The sequence below is a fragment of the Pseudomonas sp. JV449 genome (assembly GCF_032424295.1).
Taxonomy (GTDB): Bacteria; Pseudomonadota; Gammaproteobacteria; order Pseudomonadales; family Pseudomonadaceae; genus Aquipseudomonas; species Aquipseudomonas marginalis.
This window is the reverse complement of sequence record NZ_VYKD01000005.1, coordinates 49,887-70,577: the sequence shown is the minus strand read 5'-3', so window position 1 is coordinate 70,577 and position 20,691 is coordinate 49,887. Positions and strand designations below refer to the sequence as shown.

Below are 20,691 nucleotides of genomic sequence, written 5' to 3'. Positions count from 1 at the left end.
GGTCTTCCTGAAAATACAGTGTGCTTAGAAGTTGGCGCCGAAGCTCAGGGCGACGAAGTCGCGGTCATTCACCGTGCTGAAATCACCACCGAAAAAGTTGGTGTAGTTCAGGCTGGCGGTGTAGGTGTTCTGGTATTCGGCATCCAGGCCCAGACTGACGGCTTTGCGGCCCTCTTCGAAGTTGGCGCCAGGACCCGGGGAGTACCCCTTGACGTCATGGGACCATGCCACGTTTGGCTTGAGGTTTACGCCGGCGAAAACGTCCGGGTATTCCCAGATAGCCCGACCGCGATACCCCCAGGAAGTGGCAGTGGTGAAGCCATCGTTGTTGCAGTTAGTGTTCAGTCCGTTGGCATTTGCCAGGCCGGCGCCTTGAGCCGTAGACGTGTTCAACGCCGCACAGGCATTATTCGGCAGCGTACCAGGGCCGAAGACAGGGTCACGACCGTAGCGCACATCCGACTTGCTCTCCAGACCACCCACATGGGTTACACCTACTTCACCCACCAGGGTCAAACGGCTAGCGCCCATGACTTGGTCGAAGAAGTGGGTAAATGTCGTTTGGAACTGGCTGATTTCCTTACGACGATAACCATGCAAGTCCTGGCCCGGAGCCCCGTTGAGCAACGACGCATTGCCGAGGACCGGCCCACCAATAGGTTTCACACCGGCAAACAGGATGTCGGTGGTGCTCAGTTGGACCGGGGCATTAGGACGGTAGCTAAACTCGCCGCTCCATGCAGTCCCCGTGGGCAGGGTGGTGGAGAAACTCAAGCCATAGAGACGAATATCCTCTGGGTACTCAACGAAATAATTGGAGTTACCCGCGACCACCAGCGGACGCAATTGACCAGGCACACCTGGCGTTGCGCCGGTGTATTTCGATTGCGGGGCGCCCTGGGCACTGAAGATCGGAGCGCGGCTGTGGTAGTTCATGAAGTAAGCGCCGAACTCTGTATCCAGAGGCTCGTAGTTGTAATGGAACGCGACACCGAACTGACCACTGTCGCGCGCATCACGATCCGGGCCGCGACGCACCAATACGCCCTCGTTGTTAACGTCGACGCCATTTGCGGCGAGCCCTGGCAGTACTCCGGCGGGTAGGAAGCGACGGCTGTTCAATACTCGCAAATTGTCACTGCAGCCATCGGAAATAACATCAGGCTGAGAGAAGAAAGTGCCGCAGTTATCGGTAACGGTCTGGTCCCATTCCAACTGATAAAAGGCTTCCGCCGACAAGTTATCGGTCAGGGTCTGCGACACGTAGAACATGTTGACCGGAATCAAACCTTCCTTGATTTCGGCGCCCGGACGACGGAATGCAGACACATCGATCGGGTTAATGGAGTTGATGCCACCACCGATGAAAGTACTTTCACCCCAGCTCACTACCTGCTTACCGAACCGCACGTTGCCGGGCTGATCGGCAATGGAGTAGTTGTGGTAGATAAACGCATCGAGAATCTGCCCGCCAGAAGACTTGGCGCCCTCTTTGCGGTTGTTGTTGCTGATGTCCTTGAACTCGCGGCTCTCATCCTGCAGTTCGAAGTCATACCAGTACTTGCCGCGCACAAACACGCCGGTGTCGCCGTATTTCAACTCCAGGTCATGAATGCCCTTGAAAATCTTCGAGAACGTTTCGCCACGCTTGAAGTTCAAGTGGCCGTCATCGGAGGTCTGGGACAGACCGTTGCCGCCGTTGTTGGCACCGATCAGGTCCTGGTTGGGCTTGGCTGTCGACCAGCTCGCCCCCACAGAAAGCGACGAGTCAAAACTACCTTCGATTTCACCGATATTGAAACTGACGCCGAATGCGGGCCCGGCGAGCGTAGAGGCGAGACTGACGGCCAGGGGCAGTCTTGCCCGGCGCCAGAACTGGTTTACTGAGGTCATCGACGCTACTCCATGTGCATTATTGTTATGGCAGTGAGTTTGTTCTGTGATGCTTGTAACGGCCGGAATACAACGATTCCAATGCCGCCTGGCAACTGAACCTCCATGGCCCGAAGCGATGCATCCTTGAAAAACTCTGGGTGGGACTATAGCCAGCAGGGGGTATCGCTTGATCCCTCTAAAGTGTGATTTGCATCACCAACCCGTCTGCCACAGCCCTTTCGCCATGTCGGCGAAGGCCGACGCGGCAAGGATGGCTGAAAATTGGCAAATCACAAGTGAAGGCGCGAGATAGAGCATCGCCGTGCCACGAGGGCACGGCAAATCAGCTCAGAGGGTGGACAGGAAGGTGCTGTTGTTGGCCTGCCATTCAATGATGTCAATACGGATACGTTTTTTGTCGAGCTTGCCGACACTGGTCTTGGGAATTTCCGTAACAACGGCGATCTGGCTCGGAATCGCCCACTTGCTCAGATGGCCCAGTTCGACAAAAGGCTTGAGGTGTTCCTTGAGCTCGCGGGCCCCAATCTCATGGCCATCACGCACCACCAGCAACGCAAACGGGCGCTCGCCCCACTGCGGGTCGGCGATGCCCACCACCGCTACTTCGCGTACCGCCGGGTGACGGCTGACCAGGTCTTCGAGGGCCAGGGAGGAGATCCACTCGCCGCCGGTCTTGATCACGTCCTTGATGCGGTCGCGGATATCGATCACCCCAAATGCATCGAGGGTGGCCACGTCGCCGGTGTGCATCCAGCCACCCGCCCACAGCTCGGCGCCCTTCTGCGGCTCGTTGTAATACCCCTCGGTCAGCCACGGCGCGCGCAGCACCAACTCACCCTGGGACTCGCCGTCGGCGGGCAGGAAATTGCCCTCGGCGTCCATGATCGCCGCTTCCACCAACGGCCCGGGCACGCCGGCCTTGATGCGGTAGCTGATGCGCTCGTCCTCGGTGCCGGCCATCAGTTCTTCGTTGAGGTGGGCGCAGGACACCAGCGGGCCAGTCTCGGACATGCCGTACGCGGCGGTGAGCTGAATCCCACGGGCCTTTGCCGCCTCATACAGCGTGCGGTTGAGCGCACTGCCGCCGATGACGATTTTCCAGCCGCCAAAATCGACGCCTTGGGCAGCCTTGGCGTTGAGCACCATTTGCAGGATGGTCGGCACGCAGTGGGAAAAGGTGACCTTCTCCTTGCGCCACAGCTCTACCAGGTATTCCGGGTCGTAGCGGCCGGGGTAGACCTGCTTCAGGCCAAGCATGGTCGCCACATACGGCAGGCCCCAGGCATGCACGTGGAACATCGGCGTGATCGGCATGTACACGTCGTTGGTGCCCAGCAGGCGCACGCTGTCGACGCTGCCCATGATGGTCGCCACGCCGATGGTGTGCAGCACCAGTTGGCGATGGGTGAAGTACACGCCCTTGGGGTTGCCGGTGGTGCCGGTGGTGTAGAAGGTGGTGGCGACGGAGTGTTCGTCGAAGTCCTGGAAATCGTACTTCGGGCTGGCGGCGGCCAGCAGGGTTTCATACTCACCGACCAGGTTGGGCAACTCGGCGGTCTTGGCTTCGCCGTCGGTGAGCAGCAGCGTCTTGTCCACGGTGGTGAGCTGCCCGGCAATGGCCTGGTAGAGCCCCACGAACTCGCTGTTGACCAGCACGAAGCGGTCCTCGGCGTGGTTCATGGTGTAGAGAATCTGTTCCGGCGACAGGCGCACATTGATGGTGTGGATCACAGCACCGATCATCGGGATGGCGAACATGCATTCCAGGTAACGATGACTGTCCCAATCCATCACCGCCACAGTGTCACCGGCCTTGACCCCGGCTTCGGTGAGCACGTTGGCCAGGCGCGCGACGCGCTCGATCAAGGTCGGGTAGGTGTAGCGCAGCTTGTCGCGATAGACAATTTCCCGGGTCTTCTCGTAACGGGTACCGGACATCAACAGGCGCTTGATCAACAGCGGGTATTGATACGCACCTTCGGCGGGCGGAATAACACGGGTCTGCAACATACGAATCCCTTTTATGACTGCACGGTCTTGGCTTGAAGACCTGCACTGTAGAGAGGTTATGTTTCAGCTAAATCAGCCAAAGGAATGATTTGCAGAGGCTGGGGAATGCTAGCTTTGAGCCATTATTCAGGGACAATGGAGGTCAAATGTGGGAGGGGGCTTGCTCCCTCCCACACTGGATTGTGTTTACTTGAGAACAGCGTTTATTTCGCGCTGGTAAACGCCAACTTCACCCCAATCGCAATCAACACTGCTCCCATGGTCCGATCAAACCAATGCCCCATCCGTGCAAACCCGGCGCGCACGCGCTGCTGGCTGAACAACATCGCCACCAGGCAGAACCACAACGCCGTCGCCACCGCCAGGTACACGCCGTAGCCGGCCTGGATCGCCAGCGGTGTGTGCGGGTTGATCACCACGGTGAACAGCGACAGGAAGAACAACGTCGCCTTGGGGTTCAGGCCGTTGGTGACGAAGCCTGCGGTAAACGCGCCACGCGGGGTACGCTCGCCCGCTTCGCGGTGCAACTCGCCCTCGACGGCAGGCTTGGCCGGTTTGGCGCGCAGGGCCTTGAAGCCGATGTACAGCAGGTAGGCGGCGGCGGCCCATTTCAGTGCGTTGAACAACACGATGGACTGGGACACGATCAGGCCGATGCCAAGCAACGAATAGCCCACGTGCAGGAAAATCGCCGAGCCCACGCCCAACGCAGTCCAGGTTCCGGCGCGGCGGCCGTGGGTCACGCTCTCACGCACCACCACCGCGAAATCCGGGCCGGGGCTGGCCACCGCCAACAGGTGAATCAGGGCTACGGTCAAAAACTCGGCGGCGTACATACTCACTCCATTAAGTAACGGATTATTTCATCTGGTAGGCTCGGCAGATTACGCCTTCGAACCCTGTCGCAAAAGGTACAGTTGATGACGAACAATCGCCGCGCCGTCTTCCTTGATCACCCGTCCCTGGATCTGGGCGACCTCGATCTCAGCGAGTTGCGAGACAGTTTCAGCGACTTGCAGTTGTTGACAGGCACCACGCCGCAGAATGTGGTCGAGCGCCTGCAAGGCGCGCAGGTGGCGATCAGTAACAAAATCCCGCTCAACAGCGAGACCCTGGGGGCCTGCCCGGAACTCAAGTTGATCCTGGTATCGGCCACCGGCACCAACAACATCGACCTGGAAGCCGCCCGCGCCCATGGCATCACCGTGAGCAACTGCCAGGGCTACGGCACACCGTCGGTGGCGCAGCACACGATCATGCTGTTGCTCAACCTGGCGACGCGGCTGCAGGACTATCAGCGCGATGTGAGCGCCGGCAAATGGCAAGAGGCCCAGCAGTTCTGCCTGCTGGACCACCCGATTGTCGAGCTGGAAGGCAAGACCCTCGGCCTGCTGGGCCATGGCGAATTGGGCAGTGCCGTGGCGCGCCTGGCCGAAGCCTTCGGGATGCGCGTGCTACTCGGCGCGATTCCCGGGCGCCCCGCCCGTGCCGACCGCGTGCCGCTGGATGAATTGCTCGCGCAGGTGGACGCACTCACCTTGCACTGCCCGCTCAATGAACACACCCGGGACTTTATCGGCGCCCGTGAACTGGCGCTGCTCAAGCCCGGCGCGTTTATCGTCAACACCGCGCGCGGTGGCTTGATCAACGAGCAGGCCCTGGCCGATGCCTTGCGCAGCGGCCACCTGGGCGGCGCAGCGACCGACGTGCTGAGTGTTGAGCCACCGGTCAATGGCAACCCGCTGCTGGCCGGCAATATTCCTCGACTGATCGTCACACCCCACAACGCCTGGGGCAGTCGCGAAGCGCGGCAGCGTATCGTCGGCCAACTGGCGGAAAACGCCCGGGGCTTTTTCAGCGGCGCCCCGCTGCGTGTCGTCAGTTGATAAACTGCGCTCCTTTTCAAGGAGCAGACCATGGATCCGCGCAGTGAAGTACTGCTTCGTCAGGCCGAACTTTTTCAAGGCAACCTGCTGCTGGTGGGTTTGCCCGCCGACGACCTGCTGGGTCGCCTGCCCAACGCCCACGGCTGGTGCTGGCATGCCGGCGACCAGGCGGCGCTCGACGCGCGCTTCCCGGAGCGCAGCCAGTTTGGGGTGAATGCGCCCGAGCGCGGGTTCGATGCGGCGGTGATCTTCCTGCCCAAGTCCAAGGACCTCACCGATTACCTGCTCAACGCAGTGGCAGCGCGACTGCCCGGCGCCGAGCTGTTCCTGGTAGGCGAGAAAAAAGGCGGTATCGAAAGCGCCGCCAGGCAAATGGCCCCGTATGGCAAACCGCGCAAGCTCGACAGCGCGCGGCATTGCCAGCTGTGGCAAATCACCGTGGCCAACGCCCCGCAAGCGGTCGAGCTGGAAAGCCTGGCGCAGGTGTTCGATGTGCCGCTGGCCGAAGGCCCGCTCAAGGTGGTGAGCCTGCCGGGTGTATTCAGCCACGGCCGTCTGGATCGCGGCACCGAGCTGTTGCTGGAACACTTGGACAAACTGCCGAGCGGCCATTTGCTCGACTTCGGTTGCGGCGCCGGCGTGTTGGGGGCGGCGGTCAAACGTCGCTACCCGCACAACAGCGTAACGATGCTGGATGTGGATGCTTTCGCCGCCGCCAGCAGTCGCCTGACCCTGGCCGCCAACGGCCTGGAAGCCGATGTGCTGACCGGTGATGGCATTGACGCTGCGCCGATGGGGTTGAATGCAATCTTGAGCAACCCACCGTTTCATGTCGGCGTGCACACCGACTATTTCGCTACCGAGAACCTGCTGCGAAAAGCGGCGAAACACCTGGCAAAAGGTGGCGAACTTCGCCTGGTGGCTAACAGCTTCCTGAAGTACCAGCCGTTGATCGAAGAGCATCTGGGCGTGTGTGCGGTCAAGGCCGAAGGCAATGGTTTTCGCATCTACCGTGCCAAGCGCGGCTGATGGCGGCTTGAAAAAGAACGCTTGCCGAATGGATTTTGCCTAGGCAGAATCCGCTCCGTCCTAGGGGAGTAGTCTCCCACGAGCGCCACGCTCGTCCGGCATACGTCAACATACTTGGTCAACAGGCCATGGCGTATGCGACCCAGGAGTCCGCACAGACGGACCGGGGTTTGACAAGACCTATGACACGCACACCTTACCCGGGGCGGGAAGGCTGTACGTGTCATAGCCGTGTCGACCCGCCCCTGGAAACCTACCTGATGCTGGATTCATTGCTCGTTCCTACCGCAATCGTTGCCTTGGCCGAAATCGGCGACAAGACGCAACTGCTCGCGCTCATCCTTGCTGCACGCTTTCGCAAGCCCTGGCCGATCATCGCCGGCATCGTCGCTGCAACCCTGGCCAACCATGCGGCCGCCGGTGCCGTGGGGGCCTGGTTCGGGAGTTTCTTCTCGGATGCGGTATTGCACTGGATTCTCGCGGCCAGCTTCTGCGCCACCGCGCTGTGGACCCTGGTGCCAGACAAACTCGACGACGACGAAGCCAGCACCACGCGCAAGTTCGGGCCGTTCCTGACCACGCTGATTGCATTCTTCCTGGCGGAAATCGGGGACAAGACCCAGATCGCCACGGTGATGCTCGCGGCGCAGTACCCGGAACTGTGGCTGGTGATTATCGGCACCACCCTGGGCATGTTGATTGCCAACGTGCCGGTGGTTCTGGCGGGGAATTTTGCGGCGGAGAAACTGCCGCTGACATTGATTCGCCGATTGGCGGCTACAGCGTTCTTTGTCCTGGCGATTGTGGCGGTGTACAAGGCCATGCAGAGCAGTGGCTGGATCTAAGCCAAACACGGAAGATGGTTTACCCTGATGCCTGTAGGAGCGAGCTTGCTCGCGAAAAACTCACCGGCGCCGCGTTTATTCAGGCAACACGCGTTATCGTTGACGTTTTTCGCGAGCAAGCTCGCTCCTACACGGCGTCGATCAGGACTTCTTGGCCTGCTGGTAGAGCGGCATCACCTTCGGAATCGCTGCCTGCAACGAGGCGATCCGGCTGTCGGAAGCCGGGTGAGTGCTCATGAACTCCGGCGGTGCGCCTTCCGAAGCCTTGGCCATCTTGTTCCACAGCGTGATCGCCGCGTTCGGGTTGTAGCCGGCACGGGCCGCCAGTTCCAGGCCGATCAGGTCCGCTTCGTTTTCATTGCTGCGGCTGTTGGGCAAGGTCATGCCGTAGTTGGCCACGGTATCGGCCAGCGCCAGGCTGTCCTGGCCCAGGCCGAACAACGCACCGGCGCCCTGCTTGGCCATCTCGATGCCGTAGGCCTTGGACATGGCTTCGCGGCCATGCTCACGCAAGGCGTGGGCGATTTCATGGCCCATCACCGCGGCCAGTTCATCGTCGGTGAGCTTGAGGTTGTCGATCAACGCGCTGTACACGAAGATCTTGCCGCCAGGCCCGCAGTTGGCGTTCATCTCATCGCTCTTGATCAGGTTCACTTCCCACTTCCACTGCGCCGCATCCGGGCGGAAGGTCGGCGCCTGGGCGATCAGGCGATTGGCGATCGCCTGCACGCGCTTGGCATTGGCGCTGGTCTTGTCCAACTGGCCTTTGCTGCTGGCCTCGCCCAGGGTCTGCTGGTAGGACTGGGCATACATCTGGTCGACTTCCTGGCTCGACAGCATGCTGAACATATATTGCTTGCGCTCAACCCCGACCGCGCCGCCGCTGGTGGTGTTGACCGACTGACACCCGGCCAGCAACACGCCTGCCGCCAATACACTTACGGCCAATGATTTCTTCATCAATACACTCTCCCTGAAAAGACGCCCTGAAAACATGGCGCGTATCGTAGGCGCTCATTTGTATCGGCGCCAGATACAACAGACGTGTAACCGATGAATTTCGGACACATCTCACACGCCCGGCAACTTCAGTGAGCAACCGGCCTCAGGCTCAGGCCGGGGTCAGGCACTCCGGCCCGTTGAGCTTGGGATCATTGACCATGTTGGCCAGGACTCGCTCACGCAATGGGACCGGCTCACTGGCCAGCAAGCCTTGCAACACATGCAAGGGCGTCTCGGGATCGAGCCAGGCGGCCTGACCCGCCCCGTCCAGAATCAACGGCCGGCGCTGATTCTGGGCGGCCTGGGTCACCACTGCCGTACTCAGCCACACCTGCTCCTGCACCGGGTACGCCTCCCAGATCGCTGCAAAAAACAGGGTCGAGCCCTCCCCCGGCGTCAACCAGTACGGACGCTTGCGCTGGGTGCCGCGCCATTCGTAAAAGCCGTTGGCGGGCAGCAGGCAACGGCGCTGGCGAAATGCTTCGCGAAACATCGGTTGCTCGGCCAGGGTTTCGGCACGGGCATGGGCCGGGGTGCGGGAAAGGTCAGTCAGCCAGGGCGGCGTCAGGCCCCAGCGCGCCCGTGCCAGGGTGCGCTGGCCGTCATTTAGGCGCTGGATCAGCACCGAATCATTCGGGGAGATGTTCCACTGGGCCTGCTGGTCGGTCGGAAAGCCCGGCAGGGCAGCAAAGGTAGGGTTCCAGCGAAACAGGGCATAACGTCCACACATGGGGCAACACGACTCTTGGGTAAACCGACCGACAGCCTAACAGACCAATACGTCGGGGAAGCTGTCGGGTTCGTCGCCGGGCAGGGGTTGCGCACCGATATAGGCGGTAATCAGCTCGCGGGCTTCAGCCGCCCGGTCGTTGTCCACTTCCAGCCCCAGCAGGCCGAAGATCGGCAACTCCCCCGTGCCGCCGAGCAAATGGCGCCCTACCAGGTGCGCCTCGATGCCCTCGCTGGCGAGCATTTGCTGCAGCAACTCGCCTTCCATCAGGTTTTCCGGTTCGTAGATTCGCTGCATGGGCGTACCTGTTATTCGTTTTCACTGCGGGTTTCGAGCATCCACTCTTCACCATGGACCTGCAGGTTGAAAATGATCGGTCGGCAACACACCTGACAGTCCTCGATGTATGTCTGATCACCGCCGGATAAATCCACCGCGGTCTCTACCGCCTCACCACAATAAGGACAATCGTACAGAGCAGTTTCCAGCATCGCAGTCTCCCAGGTGACTTGTGCGTATAATCGCCGGTCTATTTACAGGGCTATTTTCCGGCCGGGCCAATTGCCCGGACGCTCCCTGGTATTTCCTTTACTTACCCTAGCCGTTTCTAACAAGAGAGCATGATGGGCGAATTCGATACCATCCGACCTTACAACGACAGCGAAGTCCCGGCAGTGCTGGCCCGGCTGTTCAGTGACAAGGCCTTTCTGGACATCCTGACCCACTTCCGCTTCCCGCGCTTTGCCGGCGCCCTGGGCTGGCTGCTCAAGCCGATGATCGCGCGCAAACTGCGCCGCGAGTTCGCCGGTGTCACCACCGTGGCCACGCTTCAGGACAAAGTCGAGTATTACGTCGACCACACCATTGACCGGGCGACCGACGGCGTGACCTACACCGGCGTCGAACAGCTCAAATCCGGCACCGCCTACCTGTTCCTGGCCAACCACCGCGACATCGTGATGGACCCGGCCTTCGTCAACTATGCCGTCTACCACGCCGGCCTGCCGACGCCACGCATCGCCATCGGCGATAACCTGCTGCAAAAGCCGTTTGTCAGTGACCTGATGCGCCTGAACAAGAGCTTCATCGTGCACCGTTCGATCACCGGGCGAAAGGAGAAGATGGCGGCGTTCAACCTGCTGTCGGCCTATATCAACCATTCGATCCGCAACGACTGCCAGTCGATCTGGATCGCCCAGGCCGAAGGCCGCGCCAAGGACGGGGATGACCGCACCGAGTCGGCGATCCTCAAGATGTTCCATGTCAGCCGCAAGGACGAGCCGTTTGCCGAAGTGATCCAGTCACTCAACCTGACGCCGGTGTCCATCAGCTACGAGTACGACCCGTGCGATGCCGCCAAGGCCCGCGAACTGTATATCCGCGCCACCACCGGCACCTACGTCAAGGCGCAAGGCGAGGATGACGTCAGCATTGCGCTGGGCATCACCGGCTACAAAGGCCGCGTACATATCAACTTCGCGCCGCCGATTACCGAGCGTTTCGAAGACACCAAGGTCCTGGCCGTGGAAATGGATCGGCAGATTCTCGGCGGCTACCGGCTGTTCCCTGTGCACTACCTGGCGTACGCCCAGTGGAGCGATGCCGACCCGCAGTTGCAGGTGCCGAAGGCGGCCGACGTGTTCCCGGCCGATGAACTGGCCAAGGCGAAGGCGGAGTGGGAGCGGCGCCTGAACGACTGCCCGGCCGAGCACCGGCCTTTCCTGGTGGTGCAATACGCGACGCCAGTGCGCAATCAGTATCGGGTCAAGGCTGGAATCCCGCTGTAAACACCGATCAAGAAAATGTGGGAGGAGGCAAGCCCCCTCCCACATTGGTTCTGCGTTTTTTTAGATTCGGGTGCTGAGCCAGGAAGTAGCCAGCGCCAGTCCAAGGCAGGCGAACCCGATGCGGTAAGCCACACGGTGCGCCCGCTCGGTGCGCACATCCAGGAACAGCATGGGCTGGTCGATTGCGCGATCTTCACTTTGCGCCGTCAGTTCAGCCATGGCGCGTTGCTCGCGCAGGCGGGTGATGAACAGCAGCGCAGCGCCTGGGCAGGCCACTGATAAAGCCACGGCATTGATCAATAGTGCGGGCAGCGCCATCGCAAACCTCGATGAAACAGTCTGTGGGTATCGGTTCAGATACAAACCTTGACGGTAGTGGCCTCGAGCACCAAAACCGCTCCATCTCCCATGGACGGCTAATGTATCCAGTAATTTACGCCGTCACCTGAACGTCACCTTAACAAGCCACTCTGTTGCCCTTCGAACATTCAGGAGCTTGTCATGCTGCACGCGCACAACCAGGATCGGCTGTATCTGATTGCCCAAAGCGACGAGCAGGAGGCGCTGATCGGCGGCCTGGCGTTCAACGTGCAGGACCGCCACTGGCTGGTGTATTGCGCCCTTGGCGGGCACCAGCATGCGGACTTGCCCGAGGCCGATCTGTTGACGGGGGTGAGCATGCTGGACTTTTGTATCGACACGGCCGCGTGAAACTGAAGGCATAAAAAAACCGGACTCATCGCTGAGCCCGGTTTTTTTGTTTGAGCGATTACTGCGAGCTGAGCAATGAACCGATGCTTGGGTCCTTGAACAGGCGGGTCAAGGCATCGCTCAGGACGTCGCTGACCAGCCTGGTGTTGGTTTCCTGGTTAGGCGACATGCCGAAGCGCTGGTTCAGCGACGCACCGTAACGGCCGCTGTAGCGACGGGTGCCGGCGGTGACGTCGGACTTGAAGGTGGCGCCAATGGACGCCTCGGTCACGTAAAGACCGTCTTTAGGCGACTGATACTTCAACTCGGCCAGGGTGATCGTCAACTGCGGAGCGCCCGGCGCGTTGGGGCTGGGGGTGAAACCCAGCAGGCGCACGGCCGCTTCCGCCTGGGCTTGCAGCTTGGGCAGCACGTCTTGAGCGTTCACCGACACCAGGGCGGTTTCCGGGTACAGGCCACCGCGCGAACCGAGTGTCGGCGACGGACGACCGTCCACCACCCGTACCGACACCGGCTGGCCATGGCCCACCGGGGCCAGCTGCGTGGTGATTTTCGGTTCCGGGGTCAGTTGCTGCGGGCTGTTGGCGCAGCCAACCAGGGTCAAGCTGGTCACAGTGATCAAACCGAACAACAGGCGTTGCAACATGCGCTTCTCTCCAGAAATCAGGTACCGACAGGCCGGCAGTATAGCGGGGCGCCCCTGCAGGGAACTAGCGTCAGTTACAACCTGTGACCCGGGGCTTCGCCTGCGGTTCGATGTCACCGATATGTCATAGCCGTTACATGGGCTCGTCATCCGAAGCAGGCATGCTTGGCCTCAATCTCAGGAGGTTGATCGCCATGCATTTTCTCTGGTCGCTGTTTACGCGCAAGCCCGCCCTTCGCCAGTTCGCCCTGCTCGATGCGCAAGGCCGTTGCCAGGCGTTCAAAGCGTGCTGCCAGCCTCCCGTCGGCGAAGGCTGGGTGGAAATCGAAGAAATTCGCCTGAGCTGGATGCATCATCCGTTGCCGGCCCGCGCCCGTGTAAGCCCACGCCCTGCGCGGTCGCTACGTCACCAGGCGTTGGCCGCCTGACCGAACGCCTAATAAAAGTCATAAAACCCGCCCATTTCCCCGGCGTTCTTCGCTACAATCTCCCCCCGATTATAAGGACGTCTCCTGATCGGGCCTCGCAGCATCGTTAATGCCTCGGTATTAACCCCAAGAATCGCCCACAGAGAGCCGCCCACACAGATCCTGTGAAGCTGGCGCGCTTGCTGTTTCCTTTGCAAACCACCCGCCTTTACCGAATCTGCCAGAGCTGCCATTGCGCTCGGCCACTTGAGTTGTTTGCCCGTTTTGCCGCGTGTCGGCAGAGGTTTGCGGGCCAGGTGCCAGGCCGGGGCAGCCCTTTTTTGAGGTTCACGTCTTCAAAAGAGCGTGAAAAAAACGGGTTTTCACAACTTCACAAGAGTGTGGCGAGCAAATGAATAGTTTGGCGTTTGTACAAGCACCATCAGCGTCTGGAACAGCCCAACCACACAGGCCCGAGTACTCCGCAAACACCGGAGCTTGAGCCTGTCCGCTACGGATTGATTGCACGAATCGCACGCTTTGACCATAAGTCGAATTGCCACAGGCGCCCATGAATGCGTTCATAGGCAGATCAGGCCGGGCAGGAAGCGTGTGCTGAATGTGCAAGGAATTGCGAAACGGACATGGCGATCCTGGCCATGGGTAACCTGGGGCAACACGTGAAACGCCCCGTCACTCCTGGCAGCCATGCCGTCAATTTGGTGCTGCAGATTTTGGAGACGCGTTAAATGGCGCATAACGAAGCAGTCGACGTAGTACTGGTAGGGGCCGGCATCATGAGTGCCACCCTGGCCGTACTGCTCAAAGAGCTCGACCCCGGCCTCAAGCTGGAAGTCGTTGAGCTGATGGACTCGGGTGCCGCGGAAAGTTCCAACCCGTGGAACAACGCCGGTACCGGTCACGCCGGGCTGTGTGAGCTGAACTACACGCCCCAGGCCGCCGATGGCTCCATCGACATCAAGAAAGCCGTGCACATCAACACCCAGTTCGAGGTGTCGAAGCAGTTCTGGGCCTACCTGACCAGGAAGGGCACCTTTGGCTCGTCCAAGTCCTTTATCAGCCCGGTGCCGCACCTGAGCTTCGTGCAGGGCGAAAAAGGCGTGGAGTTCCTCAGGAAGCGCTTTGAAACCCTCAGCCAGCACCATGCGTTCTCGGACATGCACTACACCGAAGACCGCAGCGAAATGGCCGAGTGGATGCCTCTGATGATGCCGGGGCGCCCGCTCGACGAAAAAATCGCGGCCACCCGTGTGATGAACGGCACCGACGTCAACTTCGGCGCCCTGACCAACCAGTTGCTCACTCACCTGACCAGCTCCCCGGACGCTCAGGTCAAGTACAGCAAGCGCGTGACCGGCCTCAAGCGTAACGGCGCAGGCTGGACCGTGAGCATCAAGGACGTCAACAGCGGCAACAGCCGCGAAGTGGACGCCAAGTTCGTGTTCCTCGGCGCCGGTGGCGCGGCCCTGCCGCTGCTGCAGGCCTCGGGTATCGAAGAAAGCAAAGGGTTTGGCGGTTTCCCGGTCAGCGGCCAGTGGCTGCGTTGCGACAACCCGGAAGTGGTCAAGCACCACCAGGCCAAGGTCTACAGCCAGGCCGCCGTGGGCTCGCCGCCGATGTCCGTGCCGCACCTGGACACCCGCGTAGTCGACGGCAAGAAATCCCTGCTGTTCGGGCCCTACGCCGGCTTCACCACCAAGTTCCTCAAGCACGGCTCGTTCCTCGACCTGCCGCTGTCGGTTCGCGCCGGCAACATTGGCCCGATGCTGGCCGTGGCCCGCGACAACATGGACCTGACCAAGTACCTGGTCAGCGAAGTGATGCAGTCCATGGAGCAGCGCCTGGAGTCCCTGCGTCGCTTCTACCCCGAAGCGAAAGCCGAAGACTGGCGCCTGGAAGTGGCCGGCCAACGGGTGCAGATCATCAAGAAAGACCCGAAGAAAGGCGGCGTGCTGCAATTTGGCACCGAGCTGGTCGCGGCTAAAGATGGCTCACTGGCAGCACTGCTGGGTGCGTCCCCAGGCGCTTCGGTGACCGTGTCGATCATGCTGGAACTGATCGAGCGGTGCTTCCCGCAGAAAACTGCCGGTGAGTGGGCGACCAAGCTGCACGAGATCTTCCCGGCACGGGAGAAGGTCCTGGAGACTGATGCCGAGCTGTATCGCAAGATCAATACGCAGAACAACATCAGCCTCGAACTGGTTGAATCTGCCGCCGAGACCGGTAGGAGCGAGCTTGCTCGCGAAGATCGTTAACGATAACGCAGCGCATCTGGTTTAACGCGGCGTTCTCTGTTTTTTCGCGAGCAAGCTCGCTCCTACAGTAAAAAGCAAAAACGCCCCGCTCTCGCGATGAGAACGGGGCGTTTTTTGTGGCCGGGAATAATCAGCCGCGGGCGTTGTCGATCAGCTCGATATAGTCGGCGGCGTTGCGCTGGTCCTTGATCAGGTCGACAAAGGTCTGGCCGTGCTCATCCTTGCCATCCAGGTCCAAACCGGCCGCCTTGAAGAAAACCAGGAAGCGTTCGAAGTCGTCGATACGCAGGCCACGGTAGGCCTTGATCAGTTTGTGCAGGGACGGGGAAGTCGCGTCAACCGGCTCGAAGTCCAGGAACAACTTGATCTGGTCGTCGCCGATCTCGTCACCAATCACCTGTTTCTTATCTTTACGCATTACCGACTCCAGCCAGCAGACATTTACACGGGGTTTGAAGTCTACCTGCGAGGCGCAGGCTTCGAAAGCGGTGAAGAACCAATGTGGACGGGGGCAAGCCCTTCCCACATTGGTTCTTCAGTGTTTTTGCTATTTGCTACGAACAGCACCGGTATGCAAATCCGCCCAGACATGCCCGTTGGCGTAACTGAGGAACTGCACATACACCGCGTCATTGCGCAGCAGGTCGACAATCACTCGGTACTGGGCCACCGGGTAGGACAGGGTCAAGGTTTTGCTCTTGTCATCGTAGACCGGCTTTTTCAAGCTTTTGCTTTCGGCATCGAAGTTGAGCACCACCTGGCTGATAGTCGCGCCTTTGTTCAGGGACTTGCCCTTGAGACGGATCATCAGCGGCGAGGTCACCGGGATCGGTTGTTGCGTGGATTGACGCTGGTTGCCCACCACCACCGCATATTCGGTGACTTGCAGCAGTTGCTGCTGGTCAGGGGTTTCGGCGCGCAGGGTCAGATCGTCCGGCGGCAGGAACTGCGCATGCATCGGCGCAGGCGCCGCAGCCAGCGGCAGACTGAGGGTCAACGCCAGGGCGGCGCAGGTGCGTATCAACAGGCTCATGGGCCGCTCCGCAAGAGGTGGCCCAGCACTGTAGCTCAATCGAACTGGGCAAGCATCCAGCGTTGATACTCGGCCACATTGGCGTCGCCTTCACGGGGCGCCCAATCGGCCAGTTCGCCTTCGCCCACCGGCCGATAAGGCCCGGCCTTGCACTCGAACATCACCGTGTCGGGGGCGAGCACCACCAGGCCATGGAACACGCCGGGCGGCAGGTCGACGCCCGAGCATTCGCCGCCGGCCTGCATCACGCGCTTGGCGAGCACCTCGCCGGTGTCGCTGAACACCAGCAAGCCCAAGCGACCCTGGAGGACCAGCAAGGTTTCCGCCTTATCCGCGCTCAAGTGCCGATGTGGCGGCACATACGTGCTGGGCTGCAGGCCCACGGCCAGGCGATGGCACGGTTCTTCCATCTGATGAAAGTTGTGATGATGCCGGCCACGGGGGCTGGCGCCCGCTTTCTCGGCCAACTCGGCAAACAGCGTCTGATCAAGAAAGCGAGTCATAGGTTACATACCTTTGACGGCGTAGATTCCATTGGCGTTGCGCCAGTAGCCCTTGTAATCCATACCGTAACCGAAGATGTAGCGATCGATGCACGGCAGGCCGACGAAATCGGCTTTCAACTCGGGACGGGCCTTGCGGTCGTGGTCTTTGTCGATCAGCACGGCGGTGTGCACCTTACGTGCGCCAGCGTGTTTGCAGAAGTCGATGATCGCGCCCAGGGTGTGGCCCTCATCAAGGATGTCGTCGATGATCAGCACATCGCGGTCGATGAACGAAACTTCCGGCTTGGCTTTCCAGAACAGGTCGCCACCGCTGGTTTCGTTGCGATAGCGAGTGGCGTGCAGGTAGGACGCTTCCAACGGGAACTGCAGGTGAGTCAGCAATTTGCCGGCAAAGATCAGGCCACCGTTCATCACGCAGAAGACCACCGGGTTGGTGTCGGCCATTTCGCGGGTGATGTGTGCGCCAACCTTAGCGATCGCTGCTTCGACTTGCGCTTCGGTGTACAGGCAGTCAGCCTCGCGCATGATTTGACGGATATGCTCGAGATCAGCGGACATGGCGCTCTCCAAGGTGTGCTGTGGCAAGAAAAGCGGGCGAAGGTACGCTTCTCATGCGCTCCGAGCAAGCCTTAATGGACTAACGTACTAGATGTCTATAGGACAACACCCTCGGATAGATTAATCTAGGCCGGTTTTTTTGCCCGCCGCCGGAGCCTTTCCCATGCCCACTCGCGAGATCCGCCACCCGCTGATCCGACACAAACTCGGCCTTATGCGCCGTGCCGACATCAGCACGAAGAATTTCCGTGAGCTTGCTCAGGAAGTTGGAGCGCTGCTCACTTACGAAGCCACCAAAGATTTGCCCCTGGAAACCTACGACATCGAAGGTTGGGCAGGCACTGTCCAGGTCGAGAAAATCGCCGGTAAGAAAATTACCGTGGTGCCGATCCTGCGTGCCGGTATCGGCATGCTCGAAGGCGTACTCAGCCTGATCCCGGGCGCCAAGGTCAGCGCCGTCGGCGTCGCCCGCAACGAAGAAACCCTGCAGGCCCACACCTATCTGGAAAAACTCGTACCGGAAATCAACGAGCGCCTGGCCATGATCATCGACCCGATGCTCGCTACCGGCAGCTCCATGGTTGCCACCATCGACCTGCTGAAAAAAGCCGGTTGCCGGGACATCCGCGCCATGGTGCTGGTGGCCGCGCCCGAAGGCATCGCCGCCGTCGAGAAAGCCCACCCGGACGTGCAGATCTACACCGCTTCCATCGATGAGCGCCTGAACGAACACGGTTACATCATCCCAGGCCTGGGCGATGCCGGTGACAAGATCTTCGGCACCAAGCAGAAGGACGCGTGAGCATGCAGGATGAATTCAACGACCCGCTTTGGCGCCAGATCCTGTCTGGCGCACAGATGCTCTTCGTAGCATTTGGCGCGCTGGTGTTGATGCCACTGATCACAGGTCTTGATCCAAACGTCGCCCTGTTCACCGCCGGCCTGGGCACGCTGTTGTTCCAACTGGTGACAGGGCGGCAGGTGCCGGTCTTCCTGGCGTCGAGCTTTGCCTTCATTACCCCGATCATTCTTGCCAAGGGCCAGTTCGGCCTCGCAGCGACCATGGGCGGGGTGATGGCGGCCGGTTTTGTCTATACCTTCCTCGGCCTGGCCGTGAAGATCAAAGGCACCGGTTTCATCGACCGCCTGCTGCCACCCGTGGTGATCGGCCCGGTGATCATTTCCATCGGCCTGGCCATGGCACCGATTGCCGCGAACATGGCGATGGGTAAATCCGGCGACGGCGCCGAGTTGATTCATTACCAGACGGCGATGATGATCTCGATGCCGGCGCTGCTGACCACGTTGATCGTCGCGGTGTTCGGCAAGGGTATCTTCCGCCTGGTGCCGATCATCTCCGGCGTGCTGGTGGGCTTTGCCATGGCGTTCTACTTCGGCGTGGTCGACACGGCGAAGATCGCCGCCGCCCCGTGGTTCGCCCTGCCCCACTTCACCGCGCCGGAGTTCAACTGGCAGGCGATCCTGTTTATCGTCCCAGTGGCCCTGGCCCCGGCGATCGAACACATCGGCGGCGTGATTGCGGTGGGCAGCGTGACCGGTCGCGACTACCTGAAGAAGCCTGGCCTTCACCGCACCCTGCTCGGTGACGGGATCGCCACCACGGCCGCCGGCCTGTTTGGCGGCCCGCCGAACACCACCTACGCCGAAGTGACGGGCGCGGTGATGCTGACCAAGAACTACAACCCAAAGATCATGACCTGGGCGGCAGTGTTTGCCATCAGCCTGGCGTTCATCGGCAAATTCGGCGCACTGCTGCAAAGCATCCCGGTGCCGGTGATGGGCGGGATCCTGTGCCTGCTGTTCGGCTCGATTGCCGCGGTGGGGATGAACACCTTGATCCGCCACAGGATCGACCTGGGTGAAGCGCGCAATCTGGTGATTGTGTCGGTGACCCTGGTGTTCGGGATTGGTGGGGTGCTGGTGGGAACCGGGACCGGTCCGGATGACTTCGGCCTGAAAGGCATTGCCCTGTGTGCGGTGGTAGCGATTGGCCTGAACCTGTTGCTGCCGGGCAATGATGGCTGGAAGAACAAGAAGCCGGATGAGCCGCTGATCTAACACATATGGCAGAACCTAATGTGGGAGGGGGCAAGCCCTAATGCCAGTCAGTTAAGGCTTTTTGTAGGAGCGAGCTTGCTCGCGAAAAACTCACAGGCGCCGCGTTCATTCAGGAAGCACGCGTTATCGTTGACGTTTTTCGCGAGCAAGCTCGCTCCTACAGGAGGCGATGTACGCTTAACTGACTGGCATTAGGGCAAGCCCCCTCCCACATTTTTTGATCTTCAGTGTGGCTTAGAGCTCACCCAACCCATCGATCAGCGCCTGGTTCTGCTCCGGCGTACCGATGCTGATCCGCAGGAACTGGGCAATCCGCTCCTGTTTGAAGTGCCGCACGATCACCCCTTGCTCACGCAGCTTGGCCGCCAGGCCGGCTGCGTCGTGCCGTGGGTGGCGGGCAAAGATGAAGTTGGCTGCTGACGGCAGCACTTCAAAGCCCTTGCCTTCCAGTTGCGCGACCAATTGGTCGCGACTGTCGATGACCAACCGGCACGTCTTCTCGAAGTACTCCCGGTCCTCGAACGCCGCCGCCGCGCCGACAATCGCCAGGCGATCCAGCGGATAGGAGTTGAAGCTGTTCTTGACCCGCTCCAGCGCCTCGATGAGGTCCGGGTGGCCCACGGCCAGGCCCACGCGCAAACCGGCCAGTGAGCGCGATTTGGACAGGGTCTGGGTCACCAGCAGGTTCGGGTAGCGGTCCACCAGGCTGATGGCTGTTTCGCCGCCAAAGTCGATATAGGCTTCATCGACCACCACCACCGAATCCGGGCTGGCCTTGAGAATCTGCTCCACGGCGTCCAGCGCCAGCACACAGCCGGTGGGCGCGTTCGGGTTGGGGAAGATGATCCCGCCGTTGGGCCTGGTGTAGTCCGCTACGCGGATCTGGAACTGCTCGTCCAACGGCACCGGGTCGGACTTGATGCCGTAGAGGCCGCAGTACACCGGATAGAAGCTGTAGCTGATATCCGGGAACAGCAACGGCAGCTCGTGCTGGAACAGGCCGTGGAAGATGTGTGCCAGGACTTCATCGGAGCCGTTACCGAGGAACACCTTGCCGGCGTCTATCCCGTAGTATTTGGCCACGGCCTGCTTGAGCAGGTCGCTGTTGGGGTCCGGGTACAGGCGCAGGTTGTCGTTCAACTCGGCCTGCATCGCAGCCAGCGCCTTGGGCGACGGGCCGTAGGGGTTTTCATTGGTGTTGAGCTTGACCAGCCTGGTCAGCTTCGGTTGCTCGCCGGGCACGTAAGGCACGAGGTCCTTGACGAAGGGGCTCCAGAATTTGCTCATGTG

23 protein-coding genes and 1 riboswitch are annotated in these 20,691 nt (G+C 60.6%); of the genes, 9 read left to right on the top strand and 14 right to left on the bottom strand.

Going from position 1 to position 20,691, the window contains the following annotated elements; translation table 11 throughout:
* Positions 1 to 24: 24 nt before the first annotated feature.
* The 3 genes from F6S08_RS05585 to F6S08_RS05575 form a co-directional block, all read right to left on the bottom strand.
* On the bottom strand, positions 25 to 1,893 hold the full coding sequence (locus F6S08_RS05585) for a DUF1302 domain-containing protein (protein ID WP_065924271.1): 1,869 nt from the start codon (positions 1,891 to 1,893) through the stop codon (positions 25 to 27).
* A 330-nt stretch (positions 1,894 to 2,223) separates the two neighbouring features.
* Positions 2,224 to 3,906, bottom strand: coding sequence for a fatty acid--CoA ligase (locus tag F6S08_RS05580; RefSeq protein ID WP_065947123.1), 1,683 nt, complete (start codon positions 3,904 to 3,906; stop codon positions 2,224 to 2,226).
* A gap of 203 nt (positions 3,907 to 4,109) precedes the next feature.
* Positions 4,110 to 4,742: a LysE family translocator gene (locus tag F6S08_RS05575; RefSeq protein WP_065924273.1), complete on the bottom strand. Its 633-nt coding sequence runs from the start codon at positions 4,740 to 4,742 to the stop codon at positions 4,110 to 4,112.
* An 84-nt stretch (positions 4,743 to 4,826) separates the two neighbouring features.
* Here F6S08_RS05575 and F6S08_RS05570 point away from each other — a divergent pair, with 84 nt between their 5' ends.
* The 3 genes from F6S08_RS05570 to F6S08_RS05560 all read left to right on the top strand — a co-directional run bounded on the left by F6S08_RS05570 (position 4,827) and on the right by F6S08_RS05560 (position 7,666).
* Entirely contained in the window at positions 4,827 to 5,792 is a 966-nt protein-coding gene (locus F6S08_RS05570; protein WP_315871360.1) for a 2-hydroxyacid dehydrogenase, read from the top strand.
* A 30-nt stretch (positions 5,793 to 5,822) separates the two neighbouring features.
* Positions 5,823 to 6,821, top strand: coding sequence for a class I SAM-dependent methyltransferase (locus F6S08_RS05565; RefSeq protein ID WP_065924275.1), 999 nt, complete (start codon positions 5,823 to 5,825; stop codon positions 6,819 to 6,821).
* Between the two features lie 51 nt (positions 6,822 to 6,872).
* A riboswitch (yybP-ykoY riboswitch) is annotated at positions 6,873 to 6,992 on the top strand.
* Positions 6,993 to 7,081: 89 nt separating this feature from the next.
* A complete protein-coding gene (locus tag F6S08_RS05560; protein WP_005784895.1) occupies positions 7,082 to 7,666 on the top strand; it encodes a TMEM165/GDT1 family protein in 585 nt (194 codons plus the stop codon).
* Positions 7,667 to 7,807: 141 nt separating this feature from the next.
* Here the strand turns inward: F6S08_RS05560 and F6S08_RS05555 are convergent, their stop codons facing one another.
* From F6S08_RS05555 to F6S08_RS05540, 4 genes are all read right to left on the bottom strand, one after another.
* Complete coding sequence (locus F6S08_RS05555) at positions 7,808 to 8,626, bottom strand: M48 family metallopeptidase (RefSeq protein WP_027604784.1); 819 nt, start codon at positions 8,624 to 8,626, stop codon at positions 7,808 to 7,810.
* A 151-nt stretch (positions 8,627 to 8,777) separates the two neighbouring features.
* Positions 8,778 to 9,398: an SOS response-associated peptidase gene (locus F6S08_RS05550; RefSeq protein ID WP_074843909.1), complete on the bottom strand. Its 621-nt coding sequence runs from the start codon at positions 9,396 to 9,398 to the stop codon at positions 8,778 to 8,780.
* A gap of 36 nt (positions 9,399 to 9,434) precedes the next feature.
* Positions 9,435 to 9,695: a putative signal transducing protein gene (locus F6S08_RS05545; RefSeq protein ID WP_027604786.1), complete on the bottom strand. Its 261-nt coding sequence runs from the start codon at positions 9,693 to 9,695 to the stop codon at positions 9,435 to 9,437.
* 11 nt (positions 9,696 to 9,706) lie between these two features.
* Complete coding sequence (locus tag F6S08_RS05540; protein WP_027604787.1) at positions 9,707 to 9,889, bottom strand: CPXCG motif-containing cysteine-rich protein; 183 nt, start codon at positions 9,887 to 9,889, stop codon at positions 9,707 to 9,709.
* A 132-nt stretch (positions 9,890 to 10,021) separates the two neighbouring features.
* Between F6S08_RS05540 and F6S08_RS05535 the strand changes: the two genes are divergently transcribed.
* Entirely contained in the window at positions 10,022 to 11,185 is a 1,164-nt protein-coding gene (locus F6S08_RS05535) for a 1-acyl-sn-glycerol-3-phosphate acyltransferase (RefSeq protein WP_174562722.1), read from the top strand.
* A gap of 60 nt (positions 11,186 to 11,245) precedes the next feature.
* Here F6S08_RS05535 and F6S08_RS05530 read toward each other — a convergent pair whose 3' ends face one another.
* A complete protein-coding gene (locus F6S08_RS05530) occupies positions 11,246 to 11,503 on the bottom strand; it encodes a hypothetical protein (RefSeq protein WP_065924279.1) in 258 nt (85 codons plus the stop codon).
* 183 nt (positions 11,504 to 11,686) lie between these two features.
* Between F6S08_RS05530 and F6S08_RS05525 the strand changes: the two genes are divergently transcribed.
* Entirely contained in the window at positions 11,687 to 11,896 is a 210-nt protein-coding gene (locus F6S08_RS05525; protein ID WP_027604790.1) for a hypothetical protein, read from the top strand.
* A 58-nt stretch (positions 11,897 to 11,954) separates the two neighbouring features.
* Here F6S08_RS05525 and F6S08_RS05520 read toward each other — a convergent pair whose 3' ends face one another.
* Positions 11,955 to 12,542 carry a YajG family lipoprotein gene (locus F6S08_RS05520; protein WP_065924280.1) on the bottom strand — a complete coding sequence of 196 codons (588 nt, stop codon included), beginning with the start codon at positions 12,540 to 12,542 and terminating at the stop codon, positions 11,955 to 11,957.
* A gap of 194 nt (positions 12,543 to 12,736) precedes the next feature.
* Here F6S08_RS05520 and F6S08_RS05515 point away from each other — a divergent pair, with 194 nt between their 5' ends.
* Positions 12,737 to 12,970 (top strand): hypothetical protein, encoded by a 234-nt coding sequence (locus tag F6S08_RS05515; RefSeq protein WP_065924281.1) that lies wholly within the window; start codon positions 12,737 to 12,739, stop codon positions 12,968 to 12,970.
* 728 nt (positions 12,971 to 13,698) lie between these two features.
* A complete protein-coding gene (mqo, locus tag F6S08_RS05510) occupies positions 13,699 to 15,225 on the top strand; it encodes a malate dehydrogenase (quinone) (RefSeq protein ID WP_137211558.1) in 1,527 nt (508 codons plus the stop codon).
* A 130-nt stretch (positions 15,226 to 15,355) separates the two neighbouring features.
* On the opposite strand, the gene F6S08_RS05505 is transcribed toward mqo, so the two are convergent.
* The 4 genes from F6S08_RS05505 to F6S08_RS05490 all read right to left on the bottom strand — a co-directional run bounded on the left by F6S08_RS05505 (position 15,356) and on the right by F6S08_RS05490 (position 17,322).
* Positions 15,356 to 15,643, bottom strand: coding sequence for a PA4642 family protein (locus F6S08_RS05505; RefSeq protein WP_027604794.1), 288 nt, complete (start codon positions 15,641 to 15,643; stop codon positions 15,356 to 15,358).
* Between the two features lie 129 nt (positions 15,644 to 15,772).
* Positions 15,773 to 16,258 carry a hypothetical protein gene (locus tag F6S08_RS05500; protein WP_065924283.1) on the bottom strand — a complete coding sequence of 162 codons (486 nt, stop codon included), beginning with the start codon at positions 16,256 to 16,258 and terminating at the stop codon, positions 15,773 to 15,775.
* Positions 16,259 to 16,293: 35 nt separating this feature from the next.
* A complete protein-coding gene (locus tag F6S08_RS05495; RefSeq protein WP_065924284.1) occupies positions 16,294 to 16,761 on the bottom strand; it encodes a WbuC family cupin fold metalloprotein in 468 nt (155 codons plus the stop codon).
* 3 nt (positions 16,762 to 16,764) lie between these two features.
* Positions 16,765 to 17,322 (bottom strand): hypoxanthine-guanine phosphoribosyltransferase, encoded by a 558-nt coding sequence (locus tag F6S08_RS05490; RefSeq protein ID WP_027604797.1) that lies wholly within the window; start codon positions 17,320 to 17,322, stop codon positions 16,765 to 16,767.
* Positions 17,323 to 17,485: 163 nt separating this feature from the next.
* Between F6S08_RS05490 and upp the strand changes: the two genes are divergently transcribed.
* Positions 17,486 to 18,124, top strand: a complete 639-nt coding sequence (gene upp / locus F6S08_RS05485; protein WP_027604798.1) for a uracil phosphoribosyltransferase — start codon at positions 17,486 to 17,488, stop codon at positions 18,122 to 18,124.
* A 2-nt stretch (positions 18,125 to 18,126) separates the two neighbouring features.
* Positions 18,127 to 19,401: a uracil-xanthine permease family protein gene (locus F6S08_RS05480; protein WP_027604799.1), complete on the top strand. Its 1,275-nt coding sequence runs from the start codon at positions 18,127 to 18,129 to the stop codon at positions 19,399 to 19,401.
* A gap of 234 nt (positions 19,402 to 19,635) precedes the next feature.
* Here F6S08_RS05480 and hisC read toward each other — a convergent pair whose 3' ends face one another.
* Positions 19,636 to 20,688, bottom strand: a complete 1,053-nt coding sequence (hisC, locus tag F6S08_RS05475) for a histidinol-phosphate transaminase (protein ID WP_065924285.1) — start codon at positions 20,686 to 20,688, stop codon at positions 19,636 to 19,638.
* Between the last annotated feature and the right edge of the window lie 3 nt (positions 20,689 to 20,691).